At 60.9% G+C, this 12687-nt stretch carries 15 protein-coding genes (1 of these 15 running past the window's edge); 9 read left to right on the forward strand and 6 right to left on the reverse strand.

Features of this window, described 5'->3' with window-relative positions; all coding sequences use genetic code 11:
* Together ATY02_RS33375 and ATY02_RS33380 are read left to right on the forward strand one after the other, a co-directional pair.
* Positions 1–1312 carry the 3' portion of a peptidoglycan DD-metalloendopeptidase family protein gene (locus ATY02_RS33375; protein WP_068575540.1) on the forward strand. Its footprint begins 110 nt before the window's first position, so only the last 1312 of its 1422 coding nucleotides appear in the window; the start codon falls outside the window, past its left edge; the stop codon is at positions 1310–1312.
* A 3-nt stretch (positions 1313–1315) separates the two neighbouring features.
* Positions 1316–2407, forward strand: a complete 1092-nt coding sequence (locus ATY02_RS33380; protein WP_068575541.1) for an anhydro-N-acetylmuramic acid kinase — start codon at positions 1316–1318, stop codon at positions 2405–2407.
* A gap of 67 nt (positions 2408–2474) precedes the next feature.
* On the opposite strand, the gene erpA is transcribed toward ATY02_RS33380, so the two are convergent.
* Positions 2475–2825 carry an iron-sulfur cluster insertion protein ErpA gene (erpA, locus tag ATY02_RS33385; RefSeq protein WP_011063789.1) on the reverse strand — a complete coding sequence of 117 codons (351 nt, stop codon included), beginning with the start codon at positions 2823–2825 and terminating at the stop codon, positions 2475–2477.
* 169 nt (positions 2826–2994) lie between these two features.
* Positions 2995–4029 (reverse strand): N-acetyl-gamma-glutamyl-phosphate reductase, encoded by a 1035-nt coding sequence (gene argC, locus ATY02_RS33390; protein ID WP_068575543.1) that lies wholly within the window; start codon positions 4027–4029, stop codon positions 2995–2997.
* A 135-nt stretch (positions 4030–4164) separates the two neighbouring features.
* On the opposite strand from argC, the gene hemJ reads away from it, so the two are divergent.
* From hemJ to coq7, 6 genes are all read left to right on the forward strand, one after another.
* The gene (gene hemJ / locus ATY02_RS33395) at positions 4165–4596 is read left to right on the forward strand and encodes a protoporphyrinogen oxidase HemJ (protein WP_053137565.1); all 432 of its coding nucleotides are present in this window, start codon (positions 4165–4167) and stop codon (positions 4594–4596) included.
* Between the two features lie 32 nt (positions 4597–4628).
* Entirely contained in the window at positions 4629–5597 is a 969-nt protein-coding gene (locus ATY02_RS33400) for an NAD(P)H-dependent flavin oxidoreductase (protein WP_068575544.1), read from the forward strand.
* A gap of 95 nt (positions 5598–5692) precedes the next feature.
* Positions 5693–6640 (forward strand): DUF805 domain-containing protein, encoded by a 948-nt coding sequence (locus ATY02_RS33405; RefSeq protein WP_068575547.1) that lies wholly within the window; start codon positions 5693–5695, stop codon positions 6638–6640.
* A gap of 61 nt (positions 6641–6701) precedes the next feature.
* Positions 6702–7490: an SDR family NAD(P)-dependent oxidoreductase gene (locus ATY02_RS33410; protein ID WP_068575549.1), complete on the forward strand. Its 789-nt coding sequence runs from the start codon at positions 6702–6704 to the stop codon at positions 7488–7490.
* Positions 7491–7563: 73 nt separating this feature from the next.
* On the forward strand, positions 7564–7902 hold the full coding sequence (locus ATY02_RS33415; protein ID WP_022641395.1) for a histidine triad nucleotide-binding protein: 339 nt from the start codon (positions 7564–7566) through the stop codon (positions 7900–7902).
* A gap of 114 nt (positions 7903–8016) precedes the next feature.
* Positions 8017–8664, forward strand: coding sequence for a 2-polyprenyl-3-methyl-6-methoxy-1,4-benzoquinone monooxygenase (coq7, locus tag ATY02_RS33420; RefSeq protein ID WP_068575551.1), 648 nt, complete (start codon positions 8017–8019; stop codon positions 8662–8664).
* Between the two features lie 69 nt (positions 8665–8733).
* Here coq7 and ATY02_RS33425 read toward each other — a convergent pair whose 3' ends face one another.
* Positions 8734–9156 (reverse strand): OsmC family protein, encoded by a 423-nt coding sequence (locus tag ATY02_RS33425; RefSeq protein WP_058434063.1) that lies wholly within the window; start codon positions 9154–9156, stop codon positions 8734–8736.
* A gap of 236 nt (positions 9157–9392) precedes the next feature.
* On the opposite strand from ATY02_RS33425, the gene crp reads away from it, so the two are divergent.
* The gene (crp, locus tag ATY02_RS33430; RefSeq protein WP_068575553.1) at positions 9393–10037 is read left to right on the forward strand and encodes a cAMP-activated global transcriptional regulator CRP; all 645 of its coding nucleotides are present in this window, start codon (positions 9393–9395) and stop codon (positions 10035–10037) included.
* Here crp and ATY02_RS33435 read toward each other — a convergent pair.
* The 3 genes from ATY02_RS33435 to trpD all read right to left on the reverse strand — a co-directional run bounded on the left by ATY02_RS33435 (position 10034) and on the right by trpD (position 12686).
* The gene (locus ATY02_RS33435) at positions 10034–10735 is read right to left on the reverse strand and encodes a lipoate--protein ligase family protein (protein ID WP_068575555.1); all 702 of its coding nucleotides are present in this window, start codon (positions 10733–10735) and stop codon (positions 10034–10036) included. The two genes, crp and ATY02_RS33435, sit on opposite strands and share 4 nt — an antisense overlap.
* Before the next feature lie 68 nt (positions 10736–10803).
* On the reverse strand, positions 10804–11640 hold the full coding sequence (gene trpC / locus ATY02_RS33440) for an indole-3-glycerol phosphate synthase TrpC (RefSeq protein WP_068575557.1): 837 nt from the start codon (positions 11638–11640) through the stop codon (positions 10804–10806).
* Positions 11637–12686 carry an anthranilate phosphoribosyltransferase gene (trpD, locus tag ATY02_RS33445; RefSeq protein WP_068575558.1) on the reverse strand — a complete coding sequence of 350 codons (1050 nt, stop codon included), beginning with the start codon at positions 12684–12686 and terminating at the stop codon, positions 11637–11639. The genes trpC and trpD overlap by 4 nt, the downstream gene beginning before the upstream one ends.
* Between the last annotated feature and the right edge of the window lies 1 nt (position 12687).

A 12687-nucleotide genomic window follows, 5' to 3' on the forward strand; every position in this document is an offset into this window, starting at 1 on the left:
CGATGTAGAGGCCAAAAAAACGACATTGAGTCTTGATCTGGAAAGTCCGATCGAACAACTGCGACAAGATCAAGACGCTGCATCTACCGAACAAGCCACAAATGAAGCGGTTGCCCCGCCATTCGCCCAGATCGATAACGCAACCCCAGCGCCTACAGAAAAAGCAGAGGTCGAATCGACTCCTGCCGTCGCAGAAGAGCCCAAGGCTCCAGGTCATCGTGAAGTCCTTGTCGCCAAGGGCGATACTCTCTCGACGCTGTTCGAAAAAGTTGGCCTGCCAGCAACCGCCGTCCACGAAGTACTGGCCAGCGACAAGCAGGCCAAGCAGTTTTCTCAGCTAAAGCATGGCCAGAAGCTCGAATTCGAACTGACCCCCGATGGCCAGCTGAACAAACTCCACAGCAAGGTCAGCGACCTTGAGACCATTACCCTGACCAAGGGCCCGAAAGGCTTCGCTTTCGCCAAGGTCACCACCAAGCCGGTGGTCCGCTCCGCCTATGTCCACGGGGTCATCAACAGCTCCTTGTCACAATCGGCCGCTCGCGCAGGGCTCTCCCACAGCCTGACCATGGATATGGCGAACGTCTTCGGCTACGACATCGACTTCGCCCAGGATATTCGCCAGGGTGACGAGTTTGACGTGATCTACGAACAGAAGGTCGCCAATGGCAAGGTAGTAGGCACCGGCAACATCCTTTCTGCACGCTTCACCAACCGCGGCAAGACCTACACCGCCGTACGCTATACCAACAAACAAGGCTCCAGCAGCTACTACACCGCTGATGGCAACAGCATGCGCAAGGCGTTCATCCGTACCCCGGTAGACTTCGCCCGCATCAGTTCGCGTTTTTCGGCCGGTCGCAAACACCCGATCCTGAACAAGATCCGCGCCCACAAAGGCGTCGACTATGCGGCCCCACGGGGCACGCCGATCAAGGCAGCCGGCGATGGCAAAGTCCTGTTGGCAGGTCGTCGCGGCGGTTATGGCAACACCGTGATCATTCAGCACGGCAACACCTATCGCACTCTCTACGGCCATATGCAGGGCTTCGCCAAGGGCGTCAAGACAGGTGGTTCGGTGAAGCAGGGCCAGGTGATCGGCTACATCGGCACCACCGGCTTGTCCACCGGACCGCACCTGCACTATGAATTCCAGGTCAACGGCGTCCATGTCGACCCGCTGGGTCAGAAACTGCCAATGGCCGACCCGATCGCCAAGGCAGAGCGCCCACGCTTCCTCCAGCAGAGCCAGCCATTAATGGCCCGAATGGACCAGGAAAAGGCCACCATGCTGGCCTCGAGCAAGCGCTAAGCCATGGCGCTCTATATAGGCGTGATGTCCGGGACCAGTCTTGATGGGCTGGACATCGCCCTGATCGAGCAAAGCCCGGCGATCAAGTTGGTCGCCACCCACTACATCCCCATGCCCTCATCCCTGCGCGCCGAGCTCCTGAGCTTGTGCGCCAGCGGCCCCGATGAGATCGCTCGCTCTGCCATTGCCCAGCAACATTGGGTCCGACTGGCAGCCGAAGGTATCCACAGCCTCCTGCAACGCCAGCACCTGCAAGCCCGTGATATCCGCGCCATTGGTAGCCACGGGCAGACCGTACGCCACGAGCCGAGCCGTGGTTTCACGGTGCAGATAGGCAACCCGGCACTGCTCACCGAACTCACGGAAATCACTGTCGTCAGTGATTTCCGTAGTCGCGACGTAGCCGCAGGCGGACAAGGCGCCCCCCTGGTTCCTGCATTTCACGAAGCGCTGTTCGAACAACGCCCCGGCAACCGTGCGGTGTTGAATGTCGGAGGCTTCAGCAACCTGAGCCTGATCGAGACTGCCAAGCCAGTCGCAGGCTTCGACTGCGGCCCGGGCAACGTCTTGCTCGATGCCTGGATCCAGTTGCAACGAGGGGAAAGCTTCGATCGTGACGGTCAATGGGCGGCCAGCGGCCAAGTTGATGCCCCGCTACTGAAGACCCTGCTCAACGATCCGTTCTTCGCGACCCAGGGCCCCAAAAGTACCGGACGCGAAGTCTTCAATCTCCAGTGGCTGCAACAACATCTGGTACGGCACCCGGCAGTTCCGGCCGCGAACGTACAAGCCACCCTACTGGAGTTGACGGCCTTGACCATCGTCGAATCCCTACAGGCAGCCCAGGCCGAAACACAGGAACTGCTGGTGTGTGGCGGCGGGGCCCACAACGCAGCCCTGATGCAGCGCCTGGCGGCGCTATTGCCTGGAACCCAGGTCAACAGTACGGCGCTCTATGGTGTCGATCCAGACTGGGTCGAAGCCATGGCATTCGCCTGGCTAGCCCATTGCTGCCTGGAAGGCATAGCAGGCAATCGCCCCAGCGTTACTGGAGCCCGGGGCCCACGTATCTTGGGCGCGATCTATCCAGCTTGAGTGCCAGACAGCAAAACGCCGCAGGACCATGGGTCCTGCGGCGCTAGAGAAAGCTTTTGCTGCCTGACTAGATCGAGAACGAAGACCCGCAACCACAAGTAGTCGTGGCGTTAGGATTCTTGATCACGAAACGCGAGCCTTCCAGGCCTTCCTGATAATCCACCTCGGCACCTGCCAGGTACTGGAAACTCATCGGGTCGACAACCAGGCTCACACCTTCGCGCTCAACGATGGTGTCATCCTCGGCTACTTCTTCATCGAAGGTGAAACCGTACTGGAACCCCGAACAACCGCCGCCCGTAACGAATACGCGCAGCTTCAAGCGATCATTCCCCTCTTCATCGACCAGGGTCTTCACCTTGTGCGCTGCACCTTGAGTGAATTGCAAAGCCGTGGGGGTGAAGGATTCAACGCTCATGCTGACTATCTCCCGGCGTTACGCCGCCATACTGCGTGATGACGCGCATTATCCGCTTCTCCCAGAAAAGCGGTCAACTATTGTTACGGTATATCAATAGTCGTACAGCAATGCCCATGACGCAAAAAGGCCCGTCAAACGGGCCTTTTTCTCCAGCGCAGCAGCGACCTTAAGGCAGCATGCCCGCATGGGACAGGCCCAGGCGCTCGTCCAGGCCGAACAGGATGTTGAGGTTCTGCACCGCCTGGCCAGAAGCTCCCTTGACCAGGTTGTCGATCACCGATAGCACCACTACCAGGTCGTCACCCTGCGGCCGGTGCACGGCAATACGGCAGACATTGGCACCCCGCACGCTACGGGTCTCCGGGTGGCTGCCCGCGGGCATGACATCGACGAACGGTTCATTGGCGTAGCGCTTCTCGAACAGGGCTTGCAGATCGACCGACTTGTCCACGACGGTGGCATAAAGCGTGGAGTGGATACCACGGATCATGGGTGTCAGGTGCGGCACGAAGGTCAGGCCGACATCCTTCCCCGCCGCACGGCGCAGGCCCTGGCGGATTTCCGGCAGATGGCGATGCCCTTTGACAGCATAGGCCTTCATGCTCTCGGAGGTTTCGGAATACAGCGAGCCCACGCTGGCACCACGACCTGCTCCGCTGACACCCGACTTGCAGTCGGCGATCAGGCGGGACGTATCAGCCAGGCCGGCTTCCAGCAGAGGCAGGAAACCCAGTTGGGTCGCCGTTGGATAGCAACCCGGCACCGCAATCAGGCGCGCCTGCTTGATCTTTTCGCGATTGACTTCCGGCAAGCCATAGACCGCCTCGTCCAGCAGCTCGGGAGCGCCATGAGGCTGGCCATACCACTTGGCCCACTCATCGGCGTCTTGCAGGCGAAAGTCTGCCGACAGGTCGATGACCTTGGTTCCCGCCGCCAGCAGCTCGCCAGCCAAGGCATGGGCGACACCGTGGGGGGTGGCGAAAAACACCACGTCACAAGCGCCCAGGGTCTTGATATCCGGCACGCTGAAGGCCAGGCCGTCATAGTGACCGCGCAGGTTCGGGTACATGTCGGCAACGGCCAGGCCCGCTTCGGATCGCGAGGTGATGACCTCTACCCGTGCCTGTGGGTGTTGTGCCAACAGACGCAACAACTCGACCCCGGTGTAACCCGTGCCGCCGACGATACCGACCTTGACCATAAACCTTGCCCTCAACGAACCCACTGGAAAGCTGCCGATAATAGGGGCGGTAACCCCCTGCGACAACCGTCAAGGTGACGTATGGACGCTCTAGCCTCTACTATCGCGCCACCGTGAATCTGGGGGATAACCAAAATGCTCTATCTATGGCTCAAGGCCTTTCATATCGTCAGCGTGGTCTGCTGGTTTGCCGGCCTGTTCTACCTGCCGCGCCTGTTCGTTTATCACGCCCAAAGCGAGGACAGCATCAGCCGCGAGCGTTTCTGCGTCATGGAGCGCAAGCTCTATCGCTTCATCATGGGCCCGGCAATGATCGCGGCACTGGTCTTCGGCATCGGGCTGATCAGCCTCAACCCCGGAGCCTATTTCAGCCAAGGCGGCTGGATGCACGCCAAGCTCACCCTGGTCGTGATCCTGATCGGCTACCACCACATGTGCGGCGCGCAGGTTAAGCGCTTCGCCCGTGGCGAAAACGCCCGCAGCCATGTCTTTTATCGCTGGTTCAATGAAGTACCGGTTCTGCTATTGCTGGCTATTGTAATTCTGGTCGTCGTCAGACCGTTCTAACTCTATCTAGCTGCTTTCCCGGGGGTATACCGATGTCTCTGCCCGCTTTGCTCGAACAACGCTTGCGCCTGCCCGTGGTGGCGGCTCCGATGTTCCTGATCTCCAATCCAGAACTGGTCCTGGCCTGCTGTCGCAACGGCGTGGTCGGTAGCTTCCCGGCACTCAACCAACGCGAAAGCAGCGGTTTCAAGGCCTGGCTGGAGGAGATCGAAGCGGGCCTGGCCACCCTGGAGAATCCCGCGCCCTATGCCGTGAACCTGATCGTGCACAACAGCAACCCACGGCTGCAGGCGGATCTGGAAATCTGCATCGAGCACAAGGTACCAATCGTCATCACCAGCCTCGGGGCAGTCAAGGAGGTGGTGGATGCCGTACATAGCTACGGTGGCCTGGTATTCCATGACGTCACCACTCGCCGCCATGCCGAGAAGGCCGCACAGGCCGGAGTCGATGGCCTGATCGCCGTAGCCGCCGGTGCCGGTGGCCACGCCGGAACCTGGAGCCCATTCTCGCTGGTGGCCGAGATCCGCCAGTTTTTCGATAAAACCCTGCTACTGGCCGGCTGCCTGAACCACGGCCACGAGATTCTCGCCGCCCAGGTCCTCGGCGCCGACCTGGCCTACCTCGGTACCCGCTTCATCGCCACCACCGAGAGCCACGCCCCCCAAGGCTACAAGGACATGCTGTTGGGCTCACAAGCTGCCGATATCGTGCACACCGCCGCAGTCTCCGGGGTGCCCGCCAGCTTCATGCGTCAAAGCCTGGAGAACGCCGGCTTCGATATGGCCGCACTACAAGGCAAGGGTGAAATCAACTTCGGTTCCAAGCTCAAGCCCATCAGCGATGAAGCCAAGGCCTGGAAAACCGTTTGGTCAGCCGGCCAAGGCGTCGGTGAAATCGGCGACCTGCCCAGCGTCGACCAGTTGATCCAGCGGCTGGACAAGGAATATCGCAACGCCCTGGAACGCTCGGCACAGCTACCCAAACGCTGGCCACGATAACCAGTTCTCATAGTTTTTTGGCCAGCCAGGGGGCGCTGGCCTTAAACTACGTGTCTTTGCTGTAAGCCTTCATTTCAAGTGACAGGGATGCCCCCATGAGCGAAACCCGCTACAAAATCGTCTTCGACGGCACATTGTTGCCAGGTGTCGAAAAAACCACGGCACAACTGAACCTCGCCGAGCTGTTCAAAACCGACACGGCCGCAGTGGAACGCCTGTTCAACGGGCAACCGGTAGAGCTCAAGCGCGACCTGACCCAGGCCGATGCACAGCGCTATCTGGAAGCCCTGAAAAACGCAGGGCTCGATGCCCGGATCGAAGCCGAACCGACCCTGGAGCTGAGCCTGGAAGCGGTCACCCCGGCAGCTCCTCGTCCAGCCACCGTGGCGGACTCGCCTTATGCACCACCACAAGCCTCGGTCGGCGATGCCATCCCTCAATACGCGATGCTCAACGTCTTCAGTTTCGAAGGGCGCATCGGTCGCCTGCGCTACCTGGCCTGGACCCTGGTACTGACCGTCGCCTTGCTGGCCGTGATAGGGGTCGGCGCGCTGTTCGGAGCGATCACCGCGACCCTGCTCAACTCCACGCTGCTCATGGGGCTGGGCATTTTCGCCGGGGTAATCGTATTCATCGGTTTCATCGTCGTCAGCATCCAGATCAGCGTTCAACGCCTGCATGACCTGGGCTGGTCGGGCTGGCTGTGGCTGCTGAACTTCGTTCCCATCGTCGGCAGCATCTTCCCTCTGGTACTGATGGTCAGCCCCGGCAGCAACGTGGCCAACCGCTATGGTGCCCCGCCGCCGCCCAACACCACGGCAGTGAAAGTCCTGTCCTGGATGTGGGTAGTACTGCTGCTGGTGATCATCGTCGGCATGGTGGCCGGCGGCCTGAGCTCCCTGGAAGACCGCTATAGCGAAACCAGCTACAGCGAGTCCTACGACTCCAGCAGTGACGAGGCCGAAAGCGCTGCGACTGATGCAGCAGCGGCCGCCGCAGAAGCCGCCGAGGCCGCGAGCCCTGTAGAATCCGACGAAGAATAGACGCGTCCAAGCCTGCGACCCTCCCTGTCGCGGGCCGTCGGCCGTTGCGATGGAGAACTGCATGACCCGTTACGCTCTGATCACTGGCGCTTCCAGCGGCATAGGCCTGGCCATGGCCGAAGCCCTGGCCCGGCGTGGCCGCAACCTGCTCCTGGTGGCCCGCCAGCGTGATCAGCTGGAAAGTATTGCCCTGGAACTGACCCAGCGCTTCGGCGTCGAGGTTCTGTTCCGCGCCTGCGACCTGGGCGAACCCTTGAGGCTGTCCGGCTTCCTGCTGGAACTGGAAGAAGGCGACCGGCAGATAGACCTGCTGGTCAACTGCGCAGGCATAGGTACCAGCGGCCCGTTCCTGGCCCAGGACTGGATGACCGAGCAGGACCTGATCGAGGTCAACATCCTCGCCCTCACCCGCCTCTGCCATGCGTTGGGCAACAGCATGGCACTGCTGGGCGGTGGCCAGATCCTCAACGTCGCCTCGGTCGCGGCCTTCCATCCGGGCCCCTGGATGAGTACGTACTACGCCAGCAAGGCCTACGTCCTGCATTTCTCCGAAGGACTGCGTGAAGAACTGAAAAAGTGCGCGGTAAAGGTATCGGTGCTCTGCCCTGGGCCGACCCGCACTGGCTTTTTTCATAACGCGCACATGGATACCCAGAAGCTCAAAGACAGCAAATTGCTCATGAGCCCCGAGGAAGTCGCGCTGTATGCAGTACGAGCCCTGGAAAAGGATCGCGCCATCATTATCCCGGGGCGCTTAAACCGCTGGATGAGCCTGGCCAACCGCCTGAGCTCGCGCTGGCTGACCCGCAAGATCGTCGGCTACGTCAACCGGGCCTACTGCCCACGCTAGAGACCATCCGGGCTGGGCGCAGGGCTTGCGCCTGAGTAAACTCAGCCCGGACCAACCCAATGGAGAAACAGCTGTGGATACTCTGTTCACCAAGATCATCAACAGAGAAATACCCGCGAAGATCATCTACGAGGATGACCAGGTTCTGGCCTTCCACGACATCGCCCCGCAAGCGCCGGTGCATTTCCTGGTCATCCCGAAGAAACCCATCCGCACCCTCAACGACCTCACCGAGGACGACAAGGCCCTGGCCGGACATATCCTGTTCACCGCACAGCGCCTGGCCAAGGAGCAAGGCTGCGAGGACGGCTTCCGAGTGGTGATGAACTGCAATGAAATGGGCGGCCAGACCGTCTATCACATTCATATGCACGTCCTGGGTCAACGCCAGATGAACTGGCCTCCGGGCTGATCGACCCTTCCGGCGCCCTTTCGCCCAACCGAGGCGAAGGTGCGCTGATCCAGCGCAGGTTTCACCCCATCGATTGGAGTAAACTGGCCGCCGTAATACTTCCCGGAGATAAGCATGACTACCCAACGTCACTACTCGCCGATTGACCGCCTGCTGCTGCAAGCCGACATGGCCATGCGTACGCTGCTGCCGTTCAGTGGCCAACCTTATCGCCCGTCGCCGGCCATCGTGCAGCCGGAAGCGCAGATGAGTGACGAGGACACCCGGCACGTCGCCGGCCTGATGCGCATCAATCACACCGGGGAAGTCTGTGCCCAGGCGCTTTACCAGGGCCAGGCCCTGACAGCCAAACTGCCGCAGGTGCGCCAGGCCATGGAACATGCCGCCGAGGAAGAAATCGACCACCTGGCTTGGTGCGAACAACGCATTCGCCAATTGGGCAGTCATCCCAGCGTGCTCAACCCGCTGTTCTACGGTCTCTCATTCGGGATCGGCGCTGCCGCCGGCCTGATCAGCGACAAGGTCAGCCTGGGGTTCGTCGCCGCCACCGAGGACCAGGTCTGCAAGCACCTGAACGATCACCTGGAGCAATTGCCTGCGGAAGATGAAAAGTCCCGGGCCATCCTCGAGCAAATGCGCATCGACGAGGAACACCACGCCGAAACGGCCCTTGAGGCTGGCGGCTTCCGCTTCCCGGCACCGGTGAAGTTCGGCATGAGCCTGCTAGCCAAGGTCATGACCAAGAGTACCTACCGCATCTAAAGCCGCACTCCGGACACAAAAAAGGGCGCTTGAGCGCCCTTTTATTTTGTCCACGAAACCTGCCGGCGCTCAGCCCAGCTCGACAATCTCGTAATCGTGGGTAATGGCGACGCCCGCAGCGCCAAGCATGATCGAGGCCGAGCAGTACTTCTCGGCGGACAGCTCAACGGCGCGCTTGACCTGGGCCTCTTTCAAGCCGCGGCCCTTGACCACGAAATGCAAGTGGATCTTGGTAAAGACCTTCGGATCCTCGGTGGCACGCTCGGCCTCGAGGAAGGCCTCGCAGCTTTCAACTGCCTGGCGCGACTTCTTCAGGATGCTGACCACATCGAAGTTGCTGCAACCACCTACGCCCAGCAGAAGCATCTCCATCGGACGAACCCCCAGGTTACGCCCACCGGCTTCGGGCGGGCCATCCATGACTACCACATGGCCACTGCCCGACTCCCCGAGGAACATGGCTTCGCCAGCCCATTGGATGCGTGCCTTCATCGCCCAGACTCCACTGCTTTAAAAAAGGGTCGCCAGCTTAGCACAGGGTTTTGCACTGGCTGTGAGCTCCATCGTGATGCCAAAAGCAGCCCACATGTAAGAAAATTCTTAAATCTGCATGGGATGTGTCTGTTAAGCTGACGCCAAATGAATGGCGCATCGCCAGCTTTCGACGCCGATGCTTTCCGCCCCATAAGAAAACCACCCATACCGTGCAGGCTTTCCGGGATACAACCATGGTTGCCATTACCCCTACTCCCAAGATTAAAAATCTCGACAAGCTGCTGATGCATTGCCAGCGCCGTCGGTATCAGGCCAAAAGCAACATCATCTGCGCCGGTGATGTGGCCGATAGCCTGTACTTCATCATCAAGGGGTCGGTGACCATCCTCATCGAGGACGATGACGGTCGGGAAATGATCATCGCCTATCTCAACGCCGGGGACTTCTTCGGAGAGTTGGGGCTGTTCGAAGATCCCGGGCATGAACAGCTGCGCAGTGCCTGGGTGCGAGCCAAGGTGGAATGCGAAGTCGCCGAGATCAGCTACGCCAAGTTCCGCGAGCTGTCACAGAACGACCCCGACATTCTCTACGTCCTCAGCGGGCAGATTGCCCAGCGCCTGCGCAATACCACGCGCAAGGTCGGTGACCTGGCCTTCTTCGATGTAACTGGGCGAGTCGCCCGTTGCCTGCTGGAATTGTGCAAGCAACCGGACGCCATGACTCACCCGGACGGCATGCAGATCAAGGTCACCCGCCAGGAGATCGGCCGGATCGTCGGCTGCTCTCGGGAAATGGTCGGTCGCGTCCTCAAGGACCTGGAAGAACGCAACCTGGTACACGTCAAGGGCAAGACCATGGTGGTCTTCGGCACCCGCTAAACCGGCAGGAAGCCCCTGAGCATCTGCCGGTAGAGGCTGTCCAGGCGTGCGATCGCATCCGGGGCGGCAAAAGCCTCATGCAAGGCGATATGACTCTCGGCCCGACAACGCTGCTCCAGGCCGCAAGCCTGATTGAATGTATTGACAGCGCCCACCATCGACTCGCGCTCGTTCTCCAGCAGCAGCGCACCATGCACCAGGCCCACCGGCCTCTGGCCACCTTTGCTCTGGCGCCAGCGCTGGGCTGTACCGACCATCTTGCGGCCATCGAGATTGACGTTGAAGCGTCCGTCACAGAAGGCGCCGTCTACCTCTCCCAGCGAGGGGGTACCGCCCAGCTCACTGAGCAGGTCGCAGATCGGCTGGCACAAGCGGCGATAAGCGGTTTCGATCCGGCCCTGGTCCCCCTCGCTACGAGGCGGGGCATAGACCAATGCGATGTTCACCGTGGCGGCTGACTGAGGCACAGGCTCACCGCCGGTCTCGCGTAGCAAAACCGGCCAACCGTTAGCCTCCGAGGCCAGGCAGGCCTGTTCGAAACCGGTCAAGCGACTCAGGCGTCGAGGCATGACCAGCGCCCGATCGCTAGGCTGCCAGAACAGCAGGCCGAACTCCTGTTCGCCGGCACATACCTGGGCCAGCAGATCCTGCTCGGCCTGCAGGCCGGCTTCGACGCTAAGGGCAGTGGGTTGGATCATGGCAATGCAGATTCCTTGGCAATGGATATGAAAAAGCCGGCATCGCCGGCTCATTCATCGTCACAGTTTCAGTCCAGGGTCGACCCCGTGACCGGCAAACCACGCTCCGGGAAAAACAGGCGCTGCAACTCAGTACCCGGGTTCTCGGCACGCATGAAGGCTTCGCCGACCAGGAACGAATAGACATCGCTGATTTCCATCAGCTCGACATCGGCCCGGTTGAGAATACCGCTCTCGGTGATCACCAAGCGGTCGCGAGGAATCCGCGGCAGCAGGTCGAGAGTGGTTTCCAGATCGACATCGAAGGTGTGCAAGTTGCGGTTGTTGATCCCGACCAGCGGCGTATCCAGGGTTTTCAAGGCCCGTTCCAGCTCATCGCCGTCATGTACTTCCACCAGTACGTCCAGGCCAACGCCCTTGGCTACTGCCGCCAGCTCCGCCATCCGCACATCGTCCAGCGCAGCAACGATCAGCAGCACGCAGTCGGCACCCAGCGCCCGGGCCTCGACGATCTGGTACGGATCGATCATGAAGTCCTTGCGGATCACCGGCAGCTTGCATGCCGCCCGAGCCTGCTGCAGATAGCTATCAGCGCCCTGGAAGTAGTCCACATCGGTAAGCACCGACAAACAGGTGGCGCCGCCCTTCTCGTAGCTCCTGGCAATCTCGGCGGGAACGAAGTCCTCACGGATCACGCCCTTGCTCGGCGAGGCTTTCTTGATCTCGGCGATCACCGCAGGGTGCTTGAGCCTGGCCTGCTCTTGCAGGGCCCTGGCAAAACCTCGCGGGGCATCGGCCGCCCGCGCCAGGCTCTCCAGTTCGGCCAGGGTAGTGCGCGCGCTGCGCTCGGCAACCTCCTCGACCTTGCGGGCGAGGATCTTTTCCAGAACTGTCGGCACACTCATCCTTCATTCTCCTGCTTGAACACCGCGGTAAAGGCGCCCAGTTCCTCGAGCTTTTCCCGGGCCAGGCCGGTGTGCAAAGCGTCGTGGGCCAGGGCGACCCCTTCTTTGAGGCTACTGGCATGGTCCGCCGCATACAGGGCGGCGCCGGCATTGAGTACGATCATTTCAGCGGCCTTCTGGCCATGCTCGGTCTTGCGCCGCCCCAGGGCATCACGAATCAGCTCCAGGGACGCCGCCGGGCTTTCCACCACCAGGCCGAACAGGCTCTGGCTCTTGATGCCCAGGTCTTCCGGCTGCACCCAATACTCGGTGATCTGGTCGTTTTTCAGCTCCGCGACATAAGTCGGTGCCGCCAGACTGAACTCATCCAGGCCATCCTGGGAATGCACCACCAGTACATGCTTGCTGCCCATGCGCTGCAACACTTCGGCCAACGGCCGGCACAGGGCTTGGGTGAACACGCCCACCACCTGGTGCTTCACACCGGCCGGATTCGTAAGCGGGCCGAGCATGTTGAACAGCGTGCGCAGGCCCAGGTCCCGGCGCGGGCCGGCGGCATACTTCATGGCGCCATGGTGGGATTGGGCGAACATGAAGCCGATGCCGACGTTATCGATGCAGCGTGCCACCTGCACGGGCGTCAGGTTCAAATAGACCCCGGCCGACTCCAGCAAGTCGGCGCTGCCACTCTTGCCGGATACGGCACGGTTGCCGTGCTTGGCAACGGTGCAGCCCGCGGCCGACACCACGAAGGCCGACGCGGTGGAAACGTTGAAGATGTTGGCACCGTCGCCACCGGTACCGACCACATCCACCACACCGTCGAGGGTCTTGAGCTCGACCTTGTCGGCCAGTTCGCGCATCACCGATACGGCACCGACGATCTCGTCGATGCTTTCGCTCTTCATGCGCATGGCCATCATGAAAGCGCCGATCTGTGCATCGGTGCATTGACCGGTCATGATCTGGCGCATGACATCGCGCATCTCATCGGTACTCAGGTCCAGGTGGCCGACGATACGGCTCAGGGCAGTCTTGATATCCATG

It is taken from the genome of Pseudomonas sp. BIOMIG1BAC (assembly GCF_001705995.2).
Taxonomy (GTDB): domain Bacteria; phylum Pseudomonadota; class Gammaproteobacteria; order Pseudomonadales; family Pseudomonadaceae; genus Aquipseudomonas; species Aquipseudomonas sessilinigenes.